We start from the raw sequence: 24,842 nt of genomic DNA, 5'->3' as shown, positions 1-24,842 counted from the left end.
GCTTTTATCATGGCTAAAAAGAGTACAAAATTTAATAAATATACTCCAGAGTTAAAAACTAAAGCAGTAGAAGATTATCTAAGTGATGAATATGGTGGATTACGCAGCATATGCAAAATATATGGTATCAAAGATAATAGAACCTTAAGAAATTGGATAAGACTATATAAACAAAATCCAGAATTACTTAAAGATGATGGCAGACGCTTAGGTAAAAAAGATGGAGTAAATAAAGGTAGATCTAAGAAAATAGATCTTGATTATATGACCAAAGATGAACAGCTAGAATATCTTAAGATGGAGAACGAAATATTAAAAAAAGCGAAGGCTCTCCGCAAAATATACGGAGAGCACTAAGATATTCGATAGTTTATGATTTAAAAGATAAATATCCAGTTAGAAGATTATGTAATTATCTTAAAGTATCAAGTAGTGGATATTATCGTTGGTTAAATATAGGCAGGCCTATAAGGTATTCATTTGATGATTTCTTAGCCGATCAGATAGAAATGATATTTTATGAATCTTATAAAGGATATCGTTATATAACAATGAAAATAGCTTTAGATACTGGTGTCATTTATAATGAAAAGACTGTTTATCGTTATATGAAGATATTAGGTTTATCCTCACCTATCAGGAAGAAAAAGTTTAAATGCTGTACGATTCAAGAAAAAGACAAAAAAGCAAGAACAGTTTGTGATAATGTCCTCGCTAGAAACTTTAAAGCTTCACGTCCTTTAGAAAAGTTAGTTACTGACGTAAGCTATATCTATTGTCAAAAAGGTCGTATGTATATTTCCGTTATTAAAGATCTTTATGACAATTCTATTTTAGCATATAAAATATCTAAATTTAACGATATGAATATCGTTATGAACAATATAAAAGAGATCATCAATGATAAGATATGGAATCCAACAATTGAATGCATCATCCATAGCGATCAAGGTTTCCAGTATACAAATATCATATATATCAAATATCTTGATAGTTATGGAGTTACAATATCACATTCAAGAAAAGCGAATTGTTATGATAATGCCTGTTGTGAAAATTTCTTTTCTCATCTTAAATCTGAATGCTTAGAACTTAATAACAATATCCCAAATACCTTTGATGATCTTATTAAGAAAGTTGATGATTATATCTACTTCTATAATCATCAAAGACCACAAAAGAAATTAAAAGGTATGCCTCCTATGAAATACAGAGAATCCTACCTATAGTGTGGTTATTTATAAGTGTCCCATTTTATTGGAGCTTTACATTTGGCGTGGTTTTTATTAACTGTCCTTACATAAAAATGGCAAAGAAATAACAGTTTTGTCATAATTTAGGAATCGTATTGCTTTCATTTCAGATATCTTGTACTGTATCATTGGATATAGTACAGAGAGGGAATTGCATGCATATTACTTTTCAAAAATGGATGAGGTTATCCATCCGTCAAAGTTTTCGATATTATTTTGTTGGATTTTGTGGATTTTTTATTGTGATTCCACTATGTTTGGTGTCTTCATTTGCACAACCACAATCTTACAGCCAACAATTGCTTACATTGATTTCCATGATATTTACGATCATGGTAGCCATTCATACATTTCGGTTTCTTTATCATTCCAGTGCAGCGATGTTCGTTTTTTCAATGCCTATTACAAGAAGAAGATTATTTGTTTATCATTACTTTCTTGGCTGGATATTTATACAGCTGCTGCTGCTTTATTATGTCTGGTTCTGTACTGGATGGAACTTGCATTTGTTTGTTAATTACTGGTTAGTCAGTTTTTTTCTCCATAATGTGATTTATGCTATTACAGTATTTTTCCTGTCCCGCTGCCGAAGAATGATGGATGCAGTGATCATTGGATTTGGATGGTTGTTGTTACTTGCTTTTCTGCAGTTCAGTTTTGAAAGTTTTATAAACAGCCGTTCTTCTTATCTGATTCAAGCATATGATTACGCAGATATGATGAATGAAGATTTGTATTACTACTTCAGCTTTTTCTCTTTGTTTCAATTGATGCCCTATTTATTTTCGATCATTAAACTTCAAACTTCCATACAACCAGTCATACCTTTGCTGTTATGGTGGAGCATATTGGCAATTATGGCCTTTGTATGGACAATCTGGCAATTTAAAAAAATAAAGGAAGAAGAGTGTGGTGTGTATACATGTTCTTATCTCGTTTATCCATTGATGATCTTAATAATATTATTATCTTTATTAAACTGTATTCAATGGAATGAATGGACCCCTTTTCTCTATATGATGATCTTTTTGATTTATGCAACTTTTTATTTTATTTATAAAAGGAAAGTAAATTTCACATCGCATATGTTGATCGGATTTACAGCTGTAACTATTTTTGAAATCATCACTTCATTCTTATTTATAACAACACAAGGTTTTGGACAGGTTCAAGAAATCATCCCAAAAGAAAAGTTTCAAGAACTGACCATCACCTTAACCATCGATCTGAACATAAATGAAGAAAATCAACAACTGATCAAACAGATCTTAGATAAAAATCATATACAGTTAGAGGAGAATAGCACATTAAATGATCTTGACATTCATATCAAGAACGATAGTAATCTTTTATCAAGAGTGCAATTGATACAACATGATCTGATGGGATGTTCCAATAAGGAAAGCGACACCTATGCATACCGCATCATGTACTGGTATTCGTTGGATACAGGGCATGATCAGTTCTTTGATTATGCAGGAAGTTATGAAGAAATGAATCGTTATCTGCAAAATTTATTTGAATTGCTGTTGGAAAATGATGGTGAATACGAATTACAGTACTATGTAACAACGCTCGTAGAAGGAGATTCTTACCTATATTTAGGAGATATGATGAGAAAGGAGCCAGAGGCAAATGTTTGAAATCAAAACGCAAAGCCATATTCCAATTTTTGAACAATTAAAAATACAAATTTTAGAATATATCACAGCAGGGGTATTGATTGAAAATGAGCAGTTACCAAGTGTGCGGTCATTAGCATCTGAATTGGGTATTAATCCGAATACAGTGGCAAAAGCATATTCCAAACTAGAGAAAAACAAGATCATCTATAAGATTCCGGGCAAAGGATGCTATATAACGACAAAACATGTAGATGAATTGATCAAAGAGGAAAAGATATCTCGGTTTGATATGTACATTAAAGAACTTCGAAATTACCACATTGATCAAAATGAACTGGTCAGACGTATTGAACGTATTTATAGGGAGGAAGATTCGTATGTTGAACATTCGATGCATGTCTAAGAGGCTGGGGAACTTGCAGGTCTTGGATCAAGTAAATCTAGAAATTGCGGATGGAACAATCTTCGGATTAGTAGGACCTAATGGAGCTGGCAAAAGCACATTGCTTCGTATATTAGCAGGTATCATAAAGGAAGATGCTGGTGTCGTTACTTGGAATAATGAACCTATATTTGATAATCCATCTGTAAAGAAAGATATTTTATTTATCAGCGATGAACCATTTTATTTTCATAATGCATCGATTAAGGATATGAAGCAATTTTATCAAATGTGGTATCCTTCTTTTGATGAAGAACGCTATGCCTATTATTTAAAATTATTTCGTTTGGATGAGAATCAATTGATGGCACAATTTTCAAAAGGAATGAAAAGACAGGCATTTATTATATTTGCATTGGCGATATCTCCGAAACTCTTATTATTGGATGAAGTGTTTGATGGATTAGATCCGATGATGCGTTTGATGTTTCAAAGAGCATTAGCCAATCGTGTTGAAGAAAAGAAAATGACCGTATTGATCTCTTCTCATAATATTCGTGAATTAGAAGATATTTGCGATGGTTTTGGTATTTTGGATGAACATTGTATTACAACAAGCGGCGATATTGATGAAATTAAAGAAAATGTACATGCTATTCAATTGGCCTTTAAAGAAGAAATAGATCCTAGTCTATTTGAACATCTAGATTTACTGAGCATTCGCGTAGAATCCAAGTTTGCAAAGTTGATCGTGAAAGGAAATGTGGAAAAGATCATCAATTATTTGCGCTCATTAAATCCAGTGATATTGGAAGTGCAAAATGTAAATTTGGAAGAAGTATTTCTTTATGAAATGGAATTGAAAGGGTATGGTGTCTATGAACAATAGCCTTTCTTATATTCGATATCATTTATGGCGCGACCGTAATTTTTTGATTGTTTACTGTATTTTTTTGATCAGTATCTTTCCTTTATTCTCTTTTGGTTTACATTTCAGCGTCAATAAAACAGATCGTATGACATTATTTTTGATTATCTTATTCTTTGTGATGTTCATAGTAGCTTTCCTCTTGCCGATTTATTTGTTTCATTTTTTATGGAATCGGAGAGAAATGGATCTGTATTCTTGCGTGGGAATGAAAAGAAAGACCTTTTTCACGAATATATTCTTTTTAGGAATTCTTTATTTGTGGGCATTTCCTGGTATTTCTTTGATCATTACCATTCCGATCATACAAGTTAATTTTCTGGATTGGGAAGTTCTTTCGATCATTGGGAAAATATTTACCCTTACTTTGTTGTTATATTCATTCAATACATGGGCAGCGATCGTCAGTCATTCTCGATTAGATGCAATCATCCTAACTGTTTGTTATTTTATCATTCCAATTTTGTTGATAGCTTCCGTAATGGCCATGTTCTCACAATATGCAAATGAATTTATCTATTGTCATTTGTTTGATCTATTTTATGAAAGTTTATTAGGGAACCCATTAGTGCGCTGGCTTGCCTGTTTAATAAGCGTGCCTACTGCCGGAGGCTTATTGATAATTGAAATCATCCTGCAGTTTTTTGTTAATGAGACTCCTGTTGATTTTTGGCTGATTCCTTCTGGAATTTGGATCATATGGCTTGCTATCTGTTGGATTTTTTACTTTGGTGCGAAACGCAGTTTTATATTGAAAAAAGCAGAAGATGCACAGACACCAACAAGATCATTATGGACATATCCGATGGTCATCAGTTTATTGACACTAGCACTGTTTATTTTCTCCTATGCTTGGGGATATGATCATTTTTTGAACCCGCCATTTATTGTATCTGTTTTTTTATATTTTGTTTTATGGTTCATTGCGCAAAGAAAGATCCATATTCGACTTTTTCAAGTAGCAATCTGTATTGGCCTGCTTATTTGCATGTTTTCGGCTAAATCTTTATTTGTTCAAACTTCAGGATTTGGTTTTATTCAAGAAAAAATACCAGAAAATATAGAACGCCTAAAAATAGAGATAACATTAAATGACATGGAAGAGAGTTCCTATTATACGATAACAACTAAAGTATTGGACTGTAAAACAGAAGAAAAAGAGATGCAGGAACTGATCAAACTTCAGGATAGGGTCATAGAAGATAAGAAGGCAGAGCCAGATTCAAGTCGCTGGCAGTCGAATGCAGCTGTCATGGTAGATGTCAATTTTTACTTTTATATAGATGATATCGAATATACTCGTCATTATACATTGATGGATGATGATGCAGATCAAAAGCGAGATAAATATATAGCTCTAATGAATCAGCTGGTGGAAGAAGGGTATGTAAAGCAAAAACAAATGGAAGGGCTTGGCGTTCATTCATCAACTGCAGCGTAAAGATATCGATAGAGGGAAATGGAATACATAGACAATATAAACAGACAGGCGTATAATCAAATCATCTTAAAAGAATAGAAAGAGAGGCGATCATTACGCAACAAGTTATCCAGGCATTCAAAAGGGAAATCAGTCAGGAGCGATTATATCGTATTTTGTCTATGGTATCCCGTCATCATCGTATTCAGACAACAAGAAGTTATTATCGTGCTGCTTTAGATTGTGTCCAGCTGCTGCATGCATATGGAATTGATGCACGAGTGATTCCTTATGAGATGAAAGAAAAGACTTTTGCTGGCAGTTACCGGTTATTTCCTGAATGGAACTGCAATGACGGCTGGTGTCAGGTCATTGAACCGAAACAGTTAAAACTAGCCGATTTTAAAGAAGATCCTATCCAAGTTATTACCCAAAGCATCGCATGGCAAGATGCACAAAGACCTCTTGAGATCATCGATATGGACAAAGGAAGCGATCCATCTAATTATGAAGATGTTGATTTTAAGGACAAACTTTTATTTACACATGAACAAGTAAAACGTTACCGTTGGGCATTTCAAAAGGGTGCACTTGGCATCATCTCTGATTATTTGAATGAAACCAATTTCTTCCGCAGCCCGCAGGATGTGCCGGATGTTCGCAATTATACCGGTTTTTGGTGGGATTATAGTGAAGAGGAGGCAAAAGGATTTGGTTTTGTTATTTCCTCACGCTTGTCTTTGCAATTAAAAGCACTGTGTCAATTGCAAAAAGAAAGATTTGCGCAAGGAAAAGCAGATTCTCCTTATCCAAAAGCACTTGCTTATATGGATACCAAAATCGAAGATGGGCAGATCGAGGTCGTGGAAGCTACTTTGCCAGGGAAAAGTAAAGAAACGGTTTTGATCACAGCGCATTTGTGTCATCCATATGCTTCTGCAAATGATAATGCTTCAGGTGTTAGCGGGGCCTTGGAAACTTTGATTGCCATCAAGCGCTTGCTTGATCAGGGGAAATTGTCTCCATTGGAAAAAACGATTCAAGTACTTTTGATTCCGGAATTTACGGGAACATACCATTATATTCATGATAAGAAAGATCTATCCGCTTATTGTGCAGCCATCAATTTAGACATGATCGGAGCAAAACAAGAGGGCATTACCGGACCGATTACTTTAACGCATCTTCCTTATGCAAGTCCATCTATTGCTGGGGAGCTTGCTTCTTTGTTATTGGAAGAAGTAAAACAGGAACCATCTTGTAAAGAGGATATCCTCTTGCAAAATGTGTTGATCAAAGAAGAAGAATTTGGATTAGGAAGCGATCATTTTATTTTGAGTGATCCACAGGTAGATATTCCCTGTGTCATGCTGGGGCAAATGCCGGATCTGTACTATCATACAAGCGGGGATACCTTACAGCGAATGGATACGGCAGTGTTAAAATATTCCACAGTAGTGGCAGCTTCTTATGTATATCTTTTAAGCAATATGGATAAAGAAACCGCTGCAGCTGTTTATACTCATCAATGTACACATTTGATGAAACAAATAGAGGAAAAAAAGCGAAAAGCCTATCGAAAAAAACATGATGAAGATTTATTCAAAAGAGAATTAGCTGTTTTAAAAGAATTTCATCTTGCTTGTGCCAAAGATCTGCTGCATTACTGTGAAACAATCAGTTTAGAGAAACAATATGCGCGAATTGAGTCCTTATTGCCGCAGGATATGCTTTCTGATAACACAGGAACAACTATTTATAAGCGTAAATGCAAGGATCCGATTGAATCTCTTCGTTCTTTATTTCTGGAAAATAAAGAGAAGTTAACGTGGATCGATGCATATGATGAAGAGTTTAAAGAGAATACAGACAAAGCGCTTTGTGAAGTATTGTGTCTCTACTGCATAGATGGACAGCGCAGCGAAGGAGAGATCATTGATCGAGTAGAAGGGGAGAGCGGAATACGTTGTGCAGATATGCTCATGTGTTATTTGCGTCTTTTAGAGCGGCTGGGCTGTATACAAAAAATATTGGACTGATCAATGTTTAGACAACATGCAATGCTATGTTGTCTTTTTTAGTTGCAATTTAAAATAGAGTGTGCTTTAATATATCTGCTATTATCAAGAGATGGGTGAGAGAGTCAGCTCCTAGACCCCACACCAACCTGTAAGATGCATCTTATAAGGTGGTACTGCTGACAGCGATAAGAGAGATAGAAAAACATCATCTTCTCTATCGCGAGAAGATTTTTTTATGGTAAAGGGAAGGAGATAAGTGTGAATAAAAATGCGCAAAAAGGGCCGACTTAAAAACAGGAGGTAAAAGATATCGAAAAAATTTATAAGTTGACTGGAATAGAAGAAATATCAATGCCAGATTGTTTTAAAAAGTTCAATGCTTTTTCAACTGTAAGTGAAGGATTGGCGTTTGGTTTTGGATCCATAAAGGATTCATGGTCACATGGATTAAATTCTTCTCCTGTAAGGATCATGTGGTAGATGCTGACCAGCATCATGCGTGCGATCGCAATGATTGCTTTCTTATGACCTCGTCGTTTCTTGATATTGGAATACTTTCTTCCAAAATAAGATGTCTTATCTTTGATGGCCGATAAAGCACATTGGACAAGCAGAGGTTTGAGATACTGTCCAGCTTTTGAGATACGGACTGACTTTTTCTTGCCGGCACTCTCGTTGTTGGCAGGAGAAAGTCCGGCCCAACTGACAAGCTGTTTGTCGGATTCGAACTGAGACATATCAATTCCTATTTCAGAGATGATAAGAATAGCAGATAAAGCACTGATTCCTTTTATTTGTGTGATGTGCTGAAAAGATCTGCGAAAAGGATACGCACGCTTAATCAATTCCACTTCGCATGAATCAATGAGCTGATCTAAATATTCCATATGATCCAAAGATTTTTCCATCTTGAATCGTTGATCCGATTCAATGTGATAGCCATGAAGAGAGTCCAGTATCTTATCTTTGTTCTTACAGTTTTTGTGAACGAGCTTTAGGATCTTGTCATCATCGATCACATTGGATTTCATGACTTCTTTCATAATGTTGGAAGCCGTCTTGCCAAAAGGATCTGAAACAACAGAAGCCAGACCGACATTAGAAATGGTCATACAGTTTTGATAACGATTCCGTTCTGAAGAACGCATGCAGACCAGTTTGTATCTGTAACGTGCGATCTCACGCATCTCCCGAATTTCTTTGGGAGGGATAAACGAAAACTTGATCAGATCATGTTTGAAGAGATCACAGATCCATTTGGAATCTTTCTTATCTGTCTTCTTGCCTTTGATGGCTTTGACATACTTGGGGTGAGTTAAATGGACATTGGTCTCATCTTCAAGAATGTTAAAGATCGGGATCCAGTATTTACCGGTAGACTCCATACAGACATCAGAACAGTGATGAGATCGCAGCCAATCCTTTAAACGGTATAGGTCGGAGTTTAAAGTGGAGAAGGATCGTTGGAAGTATTCTGTAATGTTGGTCTTTCTATCGGTGATCCCAATAGTAGCGACAACCAGGTTTTTGTGAACATCCATGCCACAACAGTTGAAACGAACGATTTTCATTACCATAAAAAAACTCCTTTCATGCAAAAGGAGAGGTGGCATTGACTGTCATCAAAGCGAATCGACAACAGTTGATTGAACAATCATAAGTGTCCAGGCTCAAAGTCCTACTTATTTGTGCTTGAGATGATGACAGCAACTTATATATATACAGGATATTCAATTGAGTAGAATTCCTACTCACCTCCACGTGCTCTGTAGTGTACCACCTCTCTTATATGGTAACACGAAAAAATGAGACGTGTGAGATTTATTGATGAAATATTTGTGTCCGCGCGACCTTAGGCGCGGGGAAATGGAGGAATTTATGAAAGATTATATTTTTACTTCAGAAAGCATCACCGAAGGGCATCCCGATAAAATCTGTGATTCTATTGCCGATGCTATTTTAGATGAAGCATTGCGTCAAGATCCTTATTCTAATATGGCCGTTGAAGCAACGATCAAAGATGATTTTGTATTGATTTATGGCGAAGCAGATACAAAAGCACACATTGATTATGAAACAATTGCAAAATCGGTTATTCGTAAGATCGGTTATGAAGAAGACTATACAGTGATGGTAAAAGTCAATAAGCAATCCAGTGAGATTCATAATGCTGTAAACCATCAAGATGCAGAAATTGGGGCAGGAGATCAGGGAATCATGTTCGGCTATGCTTGCGATGAAAGCGATGAGTATATGCCGGCACCAATTTATTATGCGCATAAGTTAGCGCGCCAGCTTACAAAAGTGCGTCGCAACAATCCATTATTGCGTCCAGATGGCAAAACACAGGTATCTGTGGAATATAAAGATGGAAAGATGCAGCGTATTGATACAATCGTGGTATCAACACAGCATGCACCGCAGGCAACACAGGAAGAAATCCGTGAATTGGTCATGAATGAAGTGATCTTGCCAAGCATCGAAAAAGAGATGATCGATGAAAATACAAAGTTTTTGATCAATCCAAGCGGCAGTTTTGTTGTAGGCGGCAGCTTTGGTGATTCTGGAACAACTGGCCGTAAGATCGTCTGTGATACTTATGGAGGTATGGGAAGAATTGGCGGAGGATGCTTCTCATCAAAAGATCCGACCAAAGTGGACCGCAGTGCCGCGTATTATTGCCGTTATGTTGCAAAGAATATCGTTGCAAACGGATTGGCACAACGCTGTGAGGTACAGGTAGCTTATGCGATTGGTAAAAGCGAGCCAGTTTCCTTATGTGTAGATACATTTGGAACCGGAGTGAAAAGTGATGAAGAACTATTAGCGATCATTCGTAAGAATTTTAATTTCTCTGTAACAAATATCTTAAAAGAATTGGATCTGCGCAAACCAATCTATTCAAAGACATCCTGCTATGGACATTTTGGTGATCCACAGTTTACTTGGGAAAAAATCAAGAAACTGTCATATTAATATATTATCTCCTCTTGAACAAGAGGAGGTTCTTTTAGGAGGTCAAGGATGGATTGGCTGGAACAAATGAAAAAGAAATATCTTCGCCATAATCAAATTTTATTTGATCGCAACAGCGTGTTACTGCAGCCGCTTCGCAAGCAAATTGCAAGCCAGCATCACATTGTAATTGTTGCGTGGTGTTTAGACAGTTTACAATTTGTAGCGACAGCTTTACGACAGCGCTGGGGCGAAGATGAACGCATTGATCAGGTTTTAAAAATCTGTGATCAATGGGCCAAAGGAAAAGTGAAGATGCCTGAGGCAAAAGCAGCAATTTTAGCGGTACATGGCATTGCAAAAGAAACAAAAGATCCGCTTATCATTGCATGGGCACATGCCATTGGGCAGGGCTGCGGCAGTATCCATACCGAGACGCATGCAATAGGCATGGTCACTTATGATCTGACTGCAATAGTACATCAATATGGGATGGAGCACTGCCGTCAGCCGATCGAAGAAAAGACACGATGGTACATGGATCGCTTAAATTACTTCAGCATGCAGGATGATCTGTTACAACAGACTTGGGCACCGTTTCTATACCGGAAACGAGAAAATGCAGAATTACGGTTGATGAAAAAGATGCAGGAAAAAGCAGATCAATAGGCAGATATCATATTGGACATCATCTATATTTTAATTTTAGCTTATGAATACAAAAGGAATGTTCGCTTCAGATGAACATTCCTTTTTATAAGTTCTTGATTATTTATTTTCACAAATGTGACGTGCAACATGTACACCGCTGGCACTGGCGTGAGATAAAGAATGGGTAACACCACTGCAGTCACCGATGACGTAGAGACCTTTATGTGTTGTTTCCAAGTTCTCATCTACTTCAACTTGCATGTTGTAGAATTTGACTTCCACACCATATAACAGTGTATCATCATTAGCTGTACCAGGTGCAACTTTATCCAGGGCATAGATCATCTCGATGATATCATCTAATTGTCTCTTAGGAATCACCAAGCTTAAATCACCAGGAGTCGCATTTAAAGTTGGTGTGATAAAGCTTTCTGCAATACGTCCTTTTGTACTTCTTTGTCCGCGAATCAAATCGCCGAATCGCTGAACGATGACACCGCCTCCCAACATGTTGGACAAGCGTGCAATGCTTTCACCATATTCATTGCTGTCTTTGAAAGGTTCAGTAAAATGATTGGATACAAGCAGTGCAAAGTTGGTGTTGTCAGTATAACGTGATGGATCTTCGTAGCTGTGACCATTGACTGTAACGATACCGTTGGTGTTTTCATTGACGACAACTCCACGCGGATTCATACAGAAAGTACGTACTTTATCCTGGAATTTTTGTGTGCGATAGACAATCTTGCTTTCATATAACTCGTCTGTTAAATGAGCAAAAACGTCAGCTGGCAGTTCTACACGAACACCGATATCGACACGGTTGCTCTCTGTTTTGATATCAAGGGAATCACAAATTTTCTGCATCCATTTGCTGCCGCTTCTTCCTGTAGAAATGATGCATTGTTTTCCTTCAAAAATTTCCCCCTTAGTAGAAATTAATTGATACCCGTTTTCAGTTTCTTTTACTTCATCGATTCGCGTATGGAAGAAAAAATCTGCTTTCTCTTTTAGTTCATTAAATAAGTTCTGCAACACAATATAATTGATGTCTGTACCTAGATGGCGAACCTTTGCATCCAATAAATGCAAATCATTCTCTAAACATTTTTTACGGATCTGCGCATTGTTGTTAGAGAAGAGACGCGTATTCTCTCCGCCATGAGATGTGTTGATCGAATCAACGTATTCCATGAGTTCAATTGCTTCGTTTTTTCCGATGTATTCGTAGAGGTTGCCGCCAAACTCATTGGTAATGTTGTATTTTCCGTCAGAAAATGCACCTGCACCGCCAAATCCGTTCATGATTGCACAAACTGGACAGTTGATACAAGATTTGATGCGTTTGCCATCAATCGGGCACTTCCGCTTTTCTAATGGACTGCCTGCTTCAATGACGGCAATGCGCAGAGATGGATCTAAACGACAAGCTTCATAACAAGAGAAAATGCCGCCGGGACCTGCTCCAATAATTACTAAATCATAAATCATGGGTTACCTCCTGATAGTTTCAATTAATTCAGCATGGTAATTGTACCATATATTTATGGAAATCGTATTTATATTTCTTTTCCTATCTGAATGGGAAATGATTTATTTGTATAAAATAAATAATATGATGTAAAATTCACGGTGTCATGACATTATGTATCTTAGTGAAAGTGAGTGAGAAAAAATTATGACTGCAATTCAGAACTTTTTGCAGAAATGGTTGTTTCCGATTGCACAAAAGTTGGAACAACAACGTCATCTGCAGGCGGTGAAGAACGGTGTCGTAGCAATCGTTCCAATTATCATCGTCGGTTCATTTTGTCAGATCCCTTTAGGATTAGGCAACTTGATTGGAGGAAGTTTCGGTGCTTGGGTAACTGAGAATTCTGCAATCTTTACTTTTCCAACAAATTTTACGACTAACATCATGTCTTTATTCTCTGCCTTCTTTATCGCAGAATCTTTAGCAAAAACGTATGGGATGAAATCACCAAGCATGCAGGGAGTATGTGCGGTATTGGTACAATGCGTTTTATGTGCAAGTTTTGTTGGGGATGTAACAACAGTCTGGGATGTGGCTTCTTTTGGTTCAGAAGGTTTATTTGTCAGCATCATTGGCGGTTTGTTAGTAGTTGAAATTACCCGTTTGACAGAAAAATTGCATTTAACGATCCGTATGCCAGATAGTGTTCCTACAATGGTATCCGAAAGTTTTGCATCTTTGATTCCATTTGCCATCAATATTGTTTTGGCTTGTATCGTTGCTGGTCTCTGCACAACGTATGGACAAACAACTTTCCCTAAAATCATCATGGGATTGTTAGCTCCGGCAATTTCTTCTATGGATTCTGTATGGGCAGTAGCTATCATCATCTTCTTGACACAATTGCTTTGGGTATTTGGTTTGCACGGTGCAGCAATTACACAGAGCGTATGGGCAGCTTTTGCTATTCAGTATGCAACAGAAAATGCAAATGCAGTTGCAGCAGGATTAGAACCTACACATATCTTTACATACGGTTTCTATTTTGGATTCTTGCAGGTCAGCGGTTCAGGAATGACTTTGTTATTAGTACTGATGCTGTGCCGTTCAAAAGCAAAATCATTGAGTACGGTCGGCAAGATCGGTTTGGTACCTTCTATTTTCGGTATCAATGAACCAATTATTTTTGGTGTGCCAATGATCATGAACCCATATATGCTGATTCCATTTGTATTTGGACCAGTGATCTGTGCAATTATTTCTTATGAAGCAATGGCAACTGGATTGGTAAGCTTGCCGCTGGGAGAAGCACCAGGATTCCTGCCTCCAGGATTCCAGGCCTTCTTATTGACAATGGATCCAAAAGCAGCGGTTCTTGCTATCTTTAATGTTTGTTTGATGGGTGTCTTCTATTATCCGTTCTTTAAAGCGATGGAAGCAGATGAAATAAGAAAAGAAAAGGAAATTGAAGCACAAAAAGTTGCTGAAGTACAAGGGGAATAATGATCTTTAGGTAGATTTTATCAAATAAGTCTTATTATAAGAGGAGAACATTACACAGTTTCATTGATTGCCGCTTTTCAAAAAAGAAAAGCGGCACTTTGAATAAATAAGAAATTTCTTCATATTATTTATACAGAAATGTGTAGATGTGATAAGCTAATAATAAGAAGAAATCGGGGTAATAAGATGTTAACAGACAGGCAGCGCAAAGTAATCACGTGTATATTAAAACATCCAAAAGGAATTTATGCGGCAACGATTGCAGAAGAATTAAAGGTCAGTGATCGTACGGTCCGCAATGATATTGCGAGCATTAATATGATCTTGCTGAATAGCCATTGCATGATCCAGTCTAGTAAACGCACCGGTTATTTTATCATGCAGGAAAATATTAGCCGTATTCGTGAATGTCTATCGTTAATGGATGCTGTGGATGGAAAACAAATTGCTTCTACGCCGATGGAACGAAAATATTTCATGCTTGGACAGCTGTTTGAAAATTATGAGATGAGTTTATCGCAAGTCGCCGATCTTTTATATGTTTCTGAACAAACGATTTATAAAGATCTTACTTCTTTGATTCAGCTCTTGAAGAATAAATATCATTTTCAAGCATTAAATCTGGAGAATGGAAAAATCTGTATCGACCGAGACGAGGTAGAATTGCGTACTTTATTTTATCGAATCGCAAAAGAAGAGATTTATTCCTCTAATAAATTAATGGATCTGCATTTGTTTCAATTAACGAAAGATTATGTAGACCTTGAAGAATTGAACGGTATTGTCGATTATGTCAGCTGTTTCTGCAAAGGAAATGCCATTATTCTTTCAGATCAATTGATCTATGTTATTTCATGGATGATTTTTTTCACCATGATTCGTGTGGAGAATGAACATAGGATAGAAAAAGAAGTGCAGTTATTTCATCACAATGAAGTTTTGACAAGAATGCTGAGAAATCTGCTTGCAGATTTACGCCTGCGTTTTGAAGAAACAGATATCCATTTACTGCAAAACTATGTGGAAACTTTAGGTTTTTACAGCAGCCGTCAAAGCAATCAGCTGGGAAACGAAAGTGATGATATCGCAGACGAATTTATTCGTCAGATGAAAGAAAAATATAATTATGACTTTACCAGTATGCCGTCTTTGCTAGATAATTTTCGCATTCATTTACAGTTTGCTATCAAACGTCTGTTAGTGGATTATCAACTGACCAATCCATTGTTACAAGAAGTAAAAACAAAATATGCTTTTGCATATGAAATTACGATGTTGATCGTACCGATCATTTATGAACGTTACGGTTTATATATGAATGAAGATGAGATTTCTTTTCTGACCATGTATGTGATGCCGTTTTTAAAAGCACAAAGCATTCGTGTTCCCACGATCTTGATCAACGGAACTTCACAGAGCTTTGCAAACTTACTGCATATCTGGTTAAAACAAGAATTTCGCGATAAGCTGGAAATTGTTTGTCAGATTCCGCTGCAGCAACTTCCTAGTGCTTTGCAGGAACAGACAGCTGAATTGGTGATTTCGGATATGGTATTGGACCAGGCTTTACCGCTTCCTTTGATTGAGATCACACAGTTGCCTGGAGAAGCAGAGCGCAGGAATATAGAGAAATTCTTAAGCCGTCACGTTGCTGCATCATCGAGCGAAGTGATCTTTCATAAAGTTTTTGACCGTCGTTTGGTGTTGTTGATCGATGATGATCAAAGTTTTGATTCAATCATTCATCAATGTGCAAAACGTTTGGAACAAGAAGATCGTATTGAAAATGCACAAGCATTTGCCGCAGCTGTGCTGCAGCGAGAGAGCGTCTATCCGACCTATATCGATAACGGTGTCTTTTTTCCCCATCCATTAATCAATGATGCAAAGAGAAGCAGTATCTGTGTTGCACTTATTCGCGGAAATTGTGTGGAAAAAGATCAGCCGGCGCGTTTGTTGTTTGTCGGTTCTCATGAGTCTCAAATTAATAAAGAGATGGTCCATATCTATCATTTGATCAATAAAGTGGCTGCTTCTTCACAGTTATTAAATGTCTTGATGTCTATGCAAGATGAAAATGAATTGATTGACTATCTAGAAAGAATCATACAAATCGTATAAAAGGAGTGTCGTAATGATGAAAATTTTAGTTTGTTGTAATGCAGGAATGTCTAGTTCTATTTTAGTAAAAAAGATTGCTGAATATGCAAAGAGCATTGGAGAAGATGCGACAGTGCAGGCAGTCAGTGCAGCAAGCGTTGCAGATGAAAAAGGCAAATGGGACGTTTGCTTGGTAGCTCCACAGATCAAATATGCAGTCAATGATGTAAAAGCAAAATTAGGTATTCCAACCGATGCTGTTGATATGCGTGTTTATGCATTGGCAGATGGAAAAGCAGCTTATGAAGCAGCAAAAGCAATGAAGGGATAAAAAGAATCATGTTAGATTTGGAACAACTCGGAGCATCAGCAATGGAAATTATTGCTTATGCTGGTGTGGCAAAATCAAACTATGTAGAAGCAGCACATTTGGCAAGAGCGTATCAGTTTGAAGATGCAATGAAAAAAATTGATGAAGGTGATGCCGTGTTAAAAAATGCACACGATGCACATCTCGTTTTATTACAAAAAGAAGCACAAGATAATACTCCGCAGGTCTCTATGCTCGTATTGCATGCAGAAGATCAATTTATGAGCAGTGAAACGATGAAACTGTTGGCATTAGAGATCATAGAAGTATATCGCAAGCTGCAAAATTTGGAAAAAGCAGCGTAGAGAGGAGTAATAGTATGGGAAAGAAAATGTATGACCCATGGTCAAAAATAACTACACGTAATGGATATGCCGCAGACGAAGTAATTTCGGCTTTACAGAAATCGATTCGTCGTGGATTAGAAGAGCAGGCATGTATGTTTGCTTATGAATTATATATTTCATCTCCGCAGTTAGAAGAAAAGCTATGGAGAAGATTATTGACCATTTCTGTCGAAGATATTGGAATGGGAAATCCAATGGCAGCTGTTGTTGTCAATGCATTGTCACAAGCACGTTTGAATTTTGATTATTCAGACAATGATCGTACGATTTATTTTATCCATGCGATTCGCTATATGTGTGAGAGCGAAAAAGACCGCTCAAGTGATTTGTTGAAGAATATCTGTATCAAAAGTTTTGCGATGGGGAAATTACCAGAAATCCCAGATTATGCATTAGATAAACATACACAGCGAGGACAGGCAATGGGAAGAGATTCTTTCCACTTCTTAAATGAAGCAAGCAAGGTCATTCCACAGGCAAAGGTGGATAATGATTATAAGGAACGTTATGCCAAGATCCTGGAAGAATATGATCCGGATCATGTCACTGACACGACATTCAAATTCAATGGGTGGCAGTTTTAATGGCCACGGCTCATAATCGAGCAGATAAAAAAGACATTGCAAAAGTTGTATTGATGCCGGGAGATCCCCTTCGTGCAAAGTACATTGCTGAAAGATTTTTTGCGGATGCAATTTTGATCAACGATGTCAGAAATATGCTTGGATATACGGGATTGTATAAAGGCAAATGGATGACGGTAATGGGCAGCGGCATGGGATGCGGTTCGATGGGAATATATTCACATGAACTGTTTAATAAATATGATTGCGAGATGATCATTCGTGCCGGCTCTTGCGGTGCCTATGCGCAGGATTTGCAGTTAAAGGAAATCATCGTTGCAGACAGCTGTTATAGTGAGTCATCCTATGCGAAAACGTATAGCGGATTTGAAGGAAATATCGTTTATCCAGATTCGTCCTTAAGTGATGAATTATATAGACAGGCGATGCAGCAAGGGCTGCAATGTCGAAAAGGAAGAATCCATACGAGTGATTGTTTCTATTATAAGAAAAAGGAAAATATAGAAGATCTTCGGGATCAAAAGGGTTGTTTAGGTGTAGATATGGAAAGCTTTGCGCTTTTGCATAATGCTGCTATTGCAGAAAAGCGAGCAGCAGTGCTCTTTACGGTCAGTGATCTTCCGCAAAAAAAAGAAAAGCTGAGCAGTATAGAAAGAGAACGCAGTTTTGACGGTATGATCCAGATTGCATTAGAAACTCTTTGGCAGCATGCATGATAAGAAATGGACAGCGGATACTTGTTCTGCTGTCTTTTTTTACAAAAAGAGAACATATTTGATTTCCGTAGCAAGTGGAAAAATAATATTTGCATAATCATGGGGAAAAGCATTATAGTAAACACGTAAAAAAAGATCGCTGCCAAAAGATACTGTAAAGAAAATCTTTGCAGTATCTTTTTTAGGGAGGAGATTTACATGAAAAAACTGAAAAAATTGTTCTTTGTAGTGTTGGGATCCTTTATCATGGGATTTGGTATCAGTTTGACGATTGCAGTGAATTTGGGAAGCGATCCAATGACATTATTTTGGATCGGAATCGCCAATCAGTTGCATATAACTGTAGGACAGGCAAATTTATTGGTTTGTGCGGTCTTATTGTTTATTGTCTTCTTCTTTGATCGCCATCAGATCCATGTTGGATCGATCATCAATCCAATTGCCATTGCCATTGTTACGGACTGGCTGGCATTTATGGATCTGCAATCCCTTTCTTATGGGGTGCGTATCATTTTAATGATCTTAGGCTTTATGATATTGGCTTTCGGTGCAGCCCTTTATGCGATAGCGGATTATGGTAGAGGCGCTTATGAAGCCGTGGTATTTACAGTATGTGAAAAAGGTCATATTGCAGTTGGAATTGTTCGTACATCTTGTGATATCATATTAGCGATACTGGGTATCCTGTTAGGAGCAACAGCTGCTATAGGAACAATTTTAGCTATTTTATGTATCGGCAGTGGCATACAGTTCTTTGTCAAGATGTTGACCACAGGGCCTATGCATAAGATCATAACAACAGAAAATTAAAAGGAGGATGAATGCTATGAGCACAGCACACAATCAAGCAGAAAAAGGAGAGATCGCAAAGGTCGTATTGATGCCGGGCGATCCATTGCGCGCCAAACATATCGCAGAAACATATTTGGAGAATCCAGTACAATTCAACAGTGTACGAAACATGTTTGGTTATACAGGCACATACAAAGGCAAGAGAGTGTCGGTGATGGGCAGCGGTATGGGAATGGCCAGCATCGGTATCTATTCTTATGAGCTGTTCAAATTTTATGATGTAGAGAAGATCATACGGATCGGCAGCGCAGGAGCTTATGTAGATGATCTGCATCTGTTCGATTTGGTATTGGCCGACAGTGCATGGAGCGAATCCACTTTCCCATTGGCACAGGCAGGGATCAAGACGGACATCATGGAGCCGAGCAAGGAATTGAATGAGACGATTCAAACAGCGGCAAAAAAATTAAATAAAGAAATACGATTGGCACGGATCCATTCCAGCGATATCTTTTATGCAGAAGCGAACATGCCGACCTATGCCGACTTTTACCGCGAGCATGGATGTGTATGTGTAGAGATGGAAAGCTTTGCATTGTTCCATAATGCAAAAGTATTAGGAAAACAAGCAGCATGCATACTGACAATATCGGATTCCCTGGTCAATGATCTGCATGCAAGTGCACAAGATCGTCAGACTGCTTTCGCGAATATGATGGAAGTAGCTTTAGAAGCCGCAGTTTTGGAGGCGTAATATGAAATATAAACGCATATTTACAGTCGTTATTGATTCTTTAGGCGTTGGAGCAGAGCCGGATGCAAAAGATTATGATGATGAAGGCAGCGATACCCTGGGCCATATCAGTGAACAAAAGCCGGATCTTTTGATTCCTAACCTGCAAAGAATGGGAATTGCCAATTTGCATCCCTTAAAACATGTAGCACCTGTCCAGGAACCAATCGCTTATTATGCAAAGATGCAGGAAGCAAGTGTAGGAAAAGATACGATGACCGGTCATTGGGAAATGATGGGACTCCATATTACCAAGCCATTCCAAACATTTACAGAAACAGGGTTTCCAAAAGAGTTATTAGATGCGCTCAGCGAGCGTTGTGACGGACGCCGCATCATTGGCAATAAAGCTGCCAGCGGAACAGCAATTTTAGATGAATTGGCTGAACAGGAAATCAATCATGGGGATCTGATCGTCTATACTTCTGCAGATTCTGTATTACAGATATGCGGAAATGAAGAGACAATGGGTTTAGAAACGTTGTATCGCTATTGTGAAGCCGCAAGAGAATTAACGATGAAAGACGAATGGCGAGTGGGAAGAGTCATTGCCCGTCCATATACAGGAAAGAAAAAAGGTGAATTTGTTCGTACGAGCAACCGCCATGACTATGCTTTAAAACCATACGGAAGAACGGTATTGAATGCATTAAAAGATGCCGGGCTTGATGTCATCAGCGTAGGAAAGATCAAGGATATCTTTGATGGAGAGGGAATTAGTGAAGCCTACCGTTCAAAGAGCAGCGTACATGGCATGGAACAGACCATTGCGTTAGCAAAAAAAGATTTCCATGGTTTGTGTTTTGTCAATCTAGTTGATTTTGATGCATTGTGGGGACATCGCCGTAATCCGATTGGCTATGGCGAGGAACTTGAACGATTTGATGTACTTTTAGGAGAACTGTTAAAAGAGCTGAAAGAAGATGATCTTTTGATCATTACCGCCGATCATGGCAATGATCCAACATTTAGAGGAACAGATCATACTCGTGAAATGGTTCCGTTATTAGTATATTCTCCATCTATGCAAGGCCATGGTTTATGGAACAACAGCAAGACATTCGCTGATATCGGAGCTACGATTGCAGATAATTTTGATGTAAAAATGCCAGAAGGGACGATTGGTTCTTCCCGTTTGAAAGAAATACAATAATAAGAGCACAGCATGTTTTCTATCGTGCTGTGTTTTTATATGGCGATTCAAGAGATGAGAACAAAGCAATTTTATGTTACAATATATGAGTATGCATAGGTAGTGATCGTTGGATAGGAAACTATGCTTATATTGAGTGAAAAAGAGGAGTGAAAATGTGAATAGAGGAAAATTTATCACATTTGAAGGAAATGATGGCAGTGGAAAAACAACCATAAGCAAATTAGTATACGAGCAATTATCCACTCAAGGAATCAACGTGATTTTTACTAGAGAACCTGGTGGAATCGAGATTGCGGAACAGATCCGACAGATCATTTTAGATCCAAATAATAAAACGATGGATGCACGTACAGAGGCCTTGCTTTATGCGGCAAGCCGCAGGCAGCATTTAGTTGAAAAAATCTTGCCGGCTTTAAATAACGGGATCCATGTCATTTGTGATCGTTTCATTGATAGTTCACTTGCATACCAAGGGATGGGACGGCAGATCGGCATGCAGGAAGTGTATGATATGAATTTGTTCGCAACGGAAGGCATTCTTCCTGATCTGACGTTATTTTTAGATGTAAGTGTTGAGGAAGCCATGAACCGCATGGCATCTCGTGAAGCAAAAGATCGTTTAGAACAAGAGGACAATGCGTTTCATCAAAGAGTTCGCTTAGGTTATGAAAAAGTAAAAGAGTTATATCCGCAGCGCATCCATGTGATAGATGCTCACCAAAGCATTGAAAAGGTAACAGAAAACTGCATGCAGGAAATCGAAAGGATATTCGATCAAGATGCGTAAGCAGGAAGTTTTGCGTGAACAGCAGCCAATCGTTTGGCGAACATTGCATAATGCCTTGCAGGGACAGACCTATGCACATGCTTATTTGTTTTACGGGCCAAAAGGCACTGGAAAAAAAGAAATGGCAGTTTTATTTGCACAGAGCATTTTATGCAAACATACGATCGATGGTTTTGCCTGTGAAACTTGCAATGTATGCCAGCGTGTGGCTTTACAGGAATATGCCGATTATTGTGTGATCGACGGCAGCGAATCTTCTATTAAGAAACAGGATATATTGCGGCTGCAGGAGATGTTTACAAAAACAGCTCTAGAAGAAGATATGCATAAAATTTATATCTTGAATCATGTGGAGAACGCTACGAACGATGCGATGAATGCTTTGTTAAAGTTTCTTGAAGAGCCAGTGGAAGGTGTAATTGCCATTTTGATCAGCGACCAATTGGAATCGGTCATGCCGACGATCGTTTCCCGTTGTCAGTGCATCCCATTTCGTGCCCTTAGAAGGGCAGACAGTTATAAGCAGGGAATCGCTGTTTGTGATGCGTTTGATGCGTATCTATTATCCAGTTTACACTGCAGTGCCTCACAAATGCAGGAAATCAGCGAAAGTGAAGATTATCAGCATGCGCGCTATGTTTTTTTTGAAATGATGGAGCGTATGGAAAAAAACATAGATCAAGCAACGCTGTTTTTGCAGCTGAAAGGCTATCCTTCTAAAAATAAAAAAATAGGAAAAAATTCTTTTGCATGGCTGTTGGATCTGTTGATCCGTTATGCAAAAGATTGTACATTAGATGAAATTACATGTGAGGATAAACGATATCAGAAACTATGGCAGCAGCACATATGGAGCAAAGAAGAAGCAGTTGATGTGATACCGCATTTATTGAATAAAAAAGATCTGTTACGCCGATCAGTTAATTTACAGTTGTTGGCCGATCAGTTGATGGCGGAATTGAAAGAGGTGACAAAATGACAGAAGAGAAGAATGTGCATGAAGCTGTTCGTGATAAAAATAAGAAAAAAGGGAATGGAACAGCAGAACAAAATAAAAAAAATGTAAAAAAATCAGAAAAAGGAAATGAGCAGGCACAAGGCGCAAAAGGCGGGCAAACACGTAAAAACAACGCACAGCCTGAACGTTCTTATCCGTTCTTAGCTTATGTTAGTTTCAAAGAAACAAGGAAAGTGTACACTTTTGGATCAGATGAATCGGATTTAAAAGTGAATGACCGGGTAGTCGTTGAAACGGTACGCGGTCAGGAGCTAGGTACGATCGTAAGAGATTGTGAACCATTTTTTGTGCAAAACACAGGAATGGAGATCAAACCGGTATTGCGAAAGGCAACACAAAAGGATTTGGAACGTGAACAAGAAAATATCGAAAAAGCAAAACGGGCATTGGTCATTTGTGATGAATGTATCAAGATGCTGCATTTAGACATGCATTTGATTGAGGCAGAATATACTTTAGACTGCAGTAAGATCATATTTGTATATGTAGCAGAAGAACGTGTGGATTTCCGTGAATTGTTAAAAGAACTCGCAAGCCGCTTTCACTGCCGTATTGAATTAAGGCAGGTTGGACCGAGAAATAAGTCAAAGATCATCGGTGGATTAGGCATGTGCGGTATGGAAACATGCTGTTCCAGATTTATGAATGATTTTGATGTCGTATCAATCAATATGGCAAAGAATCAGCTTTTGGCATTAAATATCCAAAAGTTAAGCGGACAATGTGGAAAACTGATGTGTTGTTTGAAATTTGAGGATGCACAATACAAGGAAATGCGTCAAGGACTTCCAAAGTTAAATGCACAAATCGAATATAAAGGGAAAAAATATCGGGTCACTAGCATGAATGTGCTGTTGCAGCAGGCAAAGATTGAAAATAAAGAGGATGTACAGTTCTTGGATTTCAAAGAATTGTGGCCAGACCTTGATTTTTCTGATCGTTAAATATGAATCAGCAAAAAAGTTTTGAAGGAAATCATCCTACCTTATATATTGTTGCAACCCCGATCGGCAATTTAAATGAGTTGACCCCAAGAGCAAAAGAAATATTGGAAACGGTAGATGTCATTGCTGCCGAGGATACAAGAAATACAATGAAGCTGTTAGCTCATTTTCAAATCAGTACGCATTTGATCGCACATCATAAATTTAATGAAACTGCAAGCAGCAAAGGAATCGTTCAACTGTTGGATGAAGGGAAAAATGTTGCTGTTGTAAGTGATGCCGGTTATCCGTTGATCAGTGATCCAGGCAGTGAACTGGTCAAAGAAGTGATCGATGCAGGATATCATGTAGTTCCAATTTCAGGCAGTAATGCCATGTTAAATGCATTGGTAGCCAGCGGTATTGCCCCGCAGCCGTTTCTCTTTTATGGTTTTTTACCCAGCAATGAACGCCAGCGCATCAAAGAATTACATGCATTGAAGCATTATCCAATGACACTTGTTTTCTATGAAGCGCCGCATCGAATTGAAAAGATGCTGAAAGATTGTTTGGAAGTTTTGGGTGATCGTCCTATGTGCCTGGCCAGAGAATTGACGAAAAAACATGAAGAGTTTTTAAGAGGAACGATTCAGGAAATTTTAAAGGAAGCTCCTTCACGTAAAGGAGAAATGGTCGTTGTCATTGCTGGTGAACAAGAAGAGAAAGAAAAGGATGTTACGCAGGCAATGCCGCTATTAAAGGAACATATCCAAAATTACATCCAGGAAGGAATGACAACGAATGAGGCCATCAAACGCGTAGCAAGAGAGCGCGGGCTATCCAAAAATGAGATTTATAAAGAATATCATGGGTTAAATTAAAAGAGGCTGTAACGAAATAGAAGATTTTAATTAAACGAATCTGTCTATTGAGGTTACGACCTCTTTTTTCTTTTCTTTACTTTGAAATTGTTTCAATTCTCCCAATTATCCCTATTTTTTGGCATTATGAAAACACCTATTGTGGAAAACCTATCAACATTAT

The 24,842-nt window shown here is 37.9% G+C and carries 24 protein-coding genes and 1 riboswitch; of the genes, 22 read left to right on the top strand and 2 right to left on the bottom strand.

Annotated elements, in window-relative coordinates:
• The first annotated feature begins 9 nt into the window (after positions 1-9).
• The 7 genes from BQ9859_RS06650 to BQ9859_RS06620 all read left to right on the top strand — a co-directional run bounded on the left by BQ9859_RS06650 (position 10) and on the right by BQ9859_RS06620 (position 7,647).
• On the top strand, positions 10-357 hold the full coding sequence (locus BQ9859_RS06650) for a helix-turn-helix domain-containing protein (protein ID WP_075877457.1): 348 nt from the start codon (positions 10-12) through the stop codon (positions 355-357).
• Positions 312-1,229, top strand: a complete 918-nt coding sequence (locus BQ9859_RS06645; RefSeq protein WP_143404394.1) for an IS3 family transposase — start codon at positions 312-314, stop codon at positions 1,227-1,229. The genes BQ9859_RS06650 and BQ9859_RS06645 overlap by 46 nt, the downstream gene beginning before the upstream one ends.
• 179 nt (positions 1,230-1,408) lie before the next feature.
• Positions 1,409-2,896 carry a hypothetical protein gene (locus tag BQ9859_RS06640; RefSeq protein ID WP_075877455.1) on the top strand — a complete coding sequence of 496 codons (1,488 nt, stop codon included), beginning with the start codon at positions 1,409-1,411 and terminating at the stop codon, positions 2,894-2,896.
• Positions 2,889-3,281, top strand: coding sequence for a GntR family transcriptional regulator (locus tag BQ9859_RS06635; protein WP_075877454.1), 393 nt, complete (start codon positions 2,889-2,891; stop codon positions 3,279-3,281). Before BQ9859_RS06640 ends, BQ9859_RS06635 begins: the two co-directional genes overlap by 8 nt.
• Positions 3,256-4,149: an ABC transporter ATP-binding protein gene (locus tag BQ9859_RS06630; RefSeq protein WP_075877453.1), complete on the top strand. Its 894-nt coding sequence runs from the start codon at positions 3,256-3,258 to the stop codon at positions 4,147-4,149. The genes BQ9859_RS06635 and BQ9859_RS06630 overlap by 26 nt, the downstream gene beginning before the upstream one ends.
• Positions 4,139-5,629, top strand: coding sequence for a hypothetical protein (locus tag BQ9859_RS06625; protein ID WP_075877452.1), 1,491 nt, complete (start codon positions 4,139-4,141; stop codon positions 5,627-5,629). Before BQ9859_RS06630 ends, BQ9859_RS06625 begins: the two co-directional genes overlap by 11 nt.
• Positions 5,630-5,790: 161 nt before the next feature.
• Entirely contained in the window at positions 5,791-7,647 is a 1,857-nt protein-coding gene (locus tag BQ9859_RS06620) for a DUF4910 domain-containing protein (RefSeq protein WP_075877451.1), read from the top strand.
• Between the two features lie 78 nt (positions 7,648-7,725).
• Positions 7,726-7,821: riboswitch (SAM riboswitch) on the top strand.
• 128 nt (positions 7,822-7,949) lie between these two features.
• Here BQ9859_RS06620 and BQ9859_RS06615 read toward each other — a convergent pair.
• Complete coding sequence (locus BQ9859_RS06615) at positions 7,950-9,206, bottom strand: IS110 family RNA-guided transposase (protein ID WP_075876229.1); 1,257 nt, start codon at positions 9,204-9,206, stop codon at positions 7,950-7,952.
• Positions 9,207-9,507: 301 nt separating this feature from the next.
• Between BQ9859_RS06615 and metK the strand changes: the two genes are divergently transcribed.
• A complete protein-coding gene (metK, locus tag BQ9859_RS06610) occupies positions 9,508-10,605 on the top strand; it encodes a methionine adenosyltransferase (RefSeq protein WP_075877450.1) in 1,098 nt (365 codons plus the stop codon).
• A 48-nt stretch (positions 10,606-10,653) separates the two neighbouring features.
• Positions 10,654-11,253, top strand: a complete 600-nt coding sequence (locus BQ9859_RS06605; RefSeq protein WP_075877449.1) for a putative immunity protein — start codon at positions 10,654-10,656, stop codon at positions 11,251-11,253.
• Between the two features lie 99 nt (positions 11,254-11,352).
• On the opposite strand, the gene BQ9859_RS06600 is transcribed toward BQ9859_RS06605, so the two are convergent.
• On the bottom strand, positions 11,353-12,726 hold the full coding sequence (locus BQ9859_RS06600) for an NAD(P)/FAD-dependent oxidoreductase (protein WP_075877448.1): 1,374 nt from the start codon (positions 12,724-12,726) through the stop codon (positions 11,353-11,355).
• A gap of 187 nt (positions 12,727-12,913) precedes the next feature.
• On the opposite strand from BQ9859_RS06600, the gene BQ9859_RS06595 reads away from it, so the two are divergent.
• The 13 genes from BQ9859_RS06595 (at position 12,914) to rsmI (ending at position 24,679) form a co-directional block, all read left to right on the top strand.
• Positions 12,914-14,212 (top strand): PTS sugar transporter subunit IIC, encoded by a 1,299-nt coding sequence (locus BQ9859_RS06595; RefSeq protein WP_075877447.1) that lies wholly within the window; start codon positions 12,914-12,916, stop codon positions 14,210-14,212.
• 186 nt (positions 14,213-14,398) lie between these two features.
• On the top strand, positions 14,399-16,333 hold the full coding sequence (locus tag BQ9859_RS06590) for a BglG family transcription antiterminator (RefSeq protein WP_075877446.1): 1,935 nt from the start codon (positions 14,399-14,401) through the stop codon (positions 16,331-16,333).
• Between the two features lie 13 nt (positions 16,334-16,346).
• A complete protein-coding gene (locus BQ9859_RS06585) occupies positions 16,347-16,643 on the top strand; it encodes a PTS sugar transporter subunit IIB (RefSeq protein WP_075877445.1) in 297 nt (98 codons plus the stop codon).
• 8 nt (positions 16,644-16,651) lie between these two features.
• Complete coding sequence (locus BQ9859_RS06580; protein ID WP_075877444.1) at positions 16,652-16,987, top strand: PTS sugar transporter subunit IIA; 336 nt, start codon at positions 16,652-16,654, stop codon at positions 16,985-16,987.
• A gap of 14 nt (positions 16,988-17,001) precedes the next feature.
• Positions 17,002-17,613 carry an AAA family ATPase gene (locus tag BQ9859_RS06575; protein WP_075877443.1) on the top strand — a complete coding sequence of 204 codons (612 nt, stop codon included), beginning with the start codon at positions 17,002-17,004 and terminating at the stop codon, positions 17,611-17,613.
• The gene (deoD, locus tag BQ9859_RS06570; protein ID WP_075877442.1) at positions 17,613-18,329 is read left to right on the top strand and encodes a purine-nucleoside phosphorylase; all 717 of its coding nucleotides are present in this window, start codon (positions 17,613-17,615) and stop codon (positions 18,327-18,329) included. The genes BQ9859_RS06575 and deoD (BQ9859_RS06570) overlap by 1 nt, the downstream gene beginning before the upstream one ends.
• Before the next feature lie 198 nt (positions 18,330-18,527).
• Positions 18,528-19,139, top strand: coding sequence for a YczE/YyaS/YitT family protein (locus BQ9859_RS06565; protein ID WP_075877441.1), 612 nt, complete (start codon positions 18,528-18,530; stop codon positions 19,137-19,139).
• Positions 19,140-19,155: 16 nt separating this feature from the next.
• Complete coding sequence (gene deoD, locus BQ9859_RS06560; RefSeq protein ID WP_075877440.1) at positions 19,156-19,875, top strand: purine-nucleoside phosphorylase; 720 nt, start codon at positions 19,156-19,158, stop codon at positions 19,873-19,875.
• A 1-nt stretch (position 19,876) separates the two neighbouring features.
• A complete protein-coding gene (locus BQ9859_RS06555; protein ID WP_075877439.1) occupies positions 19,877-21,067 on the top strand; it encodes a phosphopentomutase in 1,191 nt (396 codons plus the stop codon).
• A 157-nt stretch (positions 21,068-21,224) separates the two neighbouring features.
• Entirely contained in the window at positions 21,225-21,857 is a 633-nt protein-coding gene (gene tmk / locus BQ9859_RS06550) for a dTMP kinase (protein ID WP_075877438.1), read from the top strand.
• The gene (locus BQ9859_RS06545) at positions 21,850-22,836 is read left to right on the top strand and encodes an AAA family ATPase (RefSeq protein ID WP_075877437.1); all 987 of its coding nucleotides are present in this window, start codon (positions 21,850-21,852) and stop codon (positions 22,834-22,836) included. Before tmk ends, BQ9859_RS06545 begins: the two co-directional genes overlap by 8 nt.
• Positions 22,833-23,819 (top strand): regulatory iron-sulfur-containing complex subunit RicT, encoded by a 987-nt coding sequence (ricT, locus tag BQ9859_RS06540; RefSeq protein ID WP_075877436.1) that lies wholly within the window; start codon positions 22,833-22,835, stop codon positions 23,817-23,819. Before BQ9859_RS06545 ends, ricT begins: the two co-directional genes overlap by 4 nt.
• Positions 23,820-23,821: 2 nt before the next feature.
• A complete protein-coding gene (rsmI, locus tag BQ9859_RS06535; RefSeq protein ID WP_075877435.1) occupies positions 23,822-24,679 on the top strand; it encodes a 16S rRNA (cytidine(1402)-2'-O)-methyltransferase in 858 nt (285 codons plus the stop codon).
• Positions 24,680-24,842: the final 163 nt, after the last annotated feature.

The organism is Merdibacter massiliensis (assembly GCF_900155395.1).
Lineage (GTDB): Bacteria > Bacillota_I > Bacilli_A > Erysipelotrichales > Erysipelotrichaceae > Merdibacter > Merdibacter massiliensis.
The sequence above is the reverse complement of the archived record's forward strand: the minus strand, read 5'-3'. Positions and strand labels throughout refer to the sequence as shown.

Excerpts from the sequence above, each read along its gene's own strand:
- BQ9859_RS06650 (WP_075877457.1), top strand. The coding sequence starts at position 10 with ATGGCTAAAAAGAGTACAAAATTTAATAAATATACTCCAGAGTTAAAA.
- BQ9859_RS06640 (WP_075877455.1), top strand. The coding sequence starts at position 1,409 with ATGCATATTACTTTTCAAAAATGGATGAGGTTATCCATCCGTCAAAGT.
- BQ9859_RS06635 (WP_075877454.1), top strand. The coding sequence starts at position 2,889 with ATGTTTGAAATCAAAACGCAAAGCCATATTCCAATTTTTGAACAATTA.
- BQ9859_RS06630 (WP_075877453.1), top strand. The coding sequence starts at position 3,256 with ATGTTGAACATTCGATGCATGTCTAAGAGGCTGGGGAACTTGCAGGTC.
- BQ9859_RS06625 (WP_075877452.1), top strand. The coding sequence starts at position 4,139 with ATGAACAATAGCCTTTCTTATATTCGATATCATTTATGGCGCGACCGT.
- BQ9859_RS06620 (WP_075877451.1), top strand. The coding sequence starts at position 5,791 with ATGGTATCCCGTCATCATCGTATTCAGACAACAAGAAGTTATTATCGT.
- BQ9859_RS06615 (WP_075876229.1), bottom strand. The coding sequence starts at position 9,206 with ATGGTAATGAAAATCGTTCGTTTCAACTGTTGTGGCATGGATGTTCAC.
- metK (WP_075877450.1), top strand. The coding sequence starts at position 9,508 with ATGAAAGATTATATTTTTACTTCAGAAAGCATCACCGAAGGGCATCCC.
- BQ9859_RS06605 (WP_075877449.1), top strand. The coding sequence starts at position 10,654 with ATGGATTGGCTGGAACAAATGAAAAAGAAATATCTTCGCCATAATCAA.
- BQ9859_RS06600 (WP_075877448.1), bottom strand. The coding sequence starts at position 12,726 with ATGATTTATGATTTAGTAATTATTGGAGCAGGTCCCGGCGGCATTTTC.
- BQ9859_RS06595 (WP_075877447.1), top strand. The coding sequence starts at position 12,914 with ATGACTGCAATTCAGAACTTTTTGCAGAAATGGTTGTTTCCGATTGCA.
- BQ9859_RS06590 (WP_075877446.1), top strand. The coding sequence starts at position 14,399 with ATGTTAACAGACAGGCAGCGCAAAGTAATCACGTGTATATTAAAACAT.
- BQ9859_RS06585 (WP_075877445.1), top strand. The coding sequence starts at position 16,347 with ATGATGAAAATTTTAGTTTGTTGTAATGCAGGAATGTCTAGTTCTATT.
- BQ9859_RS06580 (WP_075877444.1), top strand. The coding sequence starts at position 16,652 with ATGTTAGATTTGGAACAACTCGGAGCATCAGCAATGGAAATTATTGCT.
- BQ9859_RS06575 (WP_075877443.1), top strand. The coding sequence starts at position 17,002 with ATGGGAAAGAAAATGTATGACCCATGGTCAAAAATAACTACACGTAAT.
- deoD (WP_075877442.1), top strand. The coding sequence starts at position 17,613 with ATGGCCACGGCTCATAATCGAGCAGATAAAAAAGACATTGCAAAAGTT.
- BQ9859_RS06565 (WP_075877441.1), top strand. The coding sequence starts at position 18,528 with ATGAAAAAACTGAAAAAATTGTTCTTTGTAGTGTTGGGATCCTTTATC.
- deoD (WP_075877440.1), top strand. The coding sequence starts at position 19,156 with ATGAGCACAGCACACAATCAAGCAGAAAAAGGAGAGATCGCAAAGGTC.
- BQ9859_RS06555 (WP_075877439.1), top strand. The coding sequence starts at position 19,877 with ATGAAATATAAACGCATATTTACAGTCGTTATTGATTCTTTAGGCGTT.
- BQ9859_RS06545 (WP_075877437.1), top strand. The coding sequence starts at position 21,850 with ATGCGTAAGCAGGAAGTTTTGCGTGAACAGCAGCCAATCGTTTGGCGA.
- ricT (WP_075877436.1), top strand. The coding sequence starts at position 22,833 with ATGACAGAAGAGAAGAATGTGCATGAAGCTGTTCGTGATAAAAATAAG.
- rsmI (WP_075877435.1), top strand. The coding sequence starts at position 23,822 with ATGAATCAGCAAAAAAGTTTTGAAGGAAATCATCCTACCTTATATATT.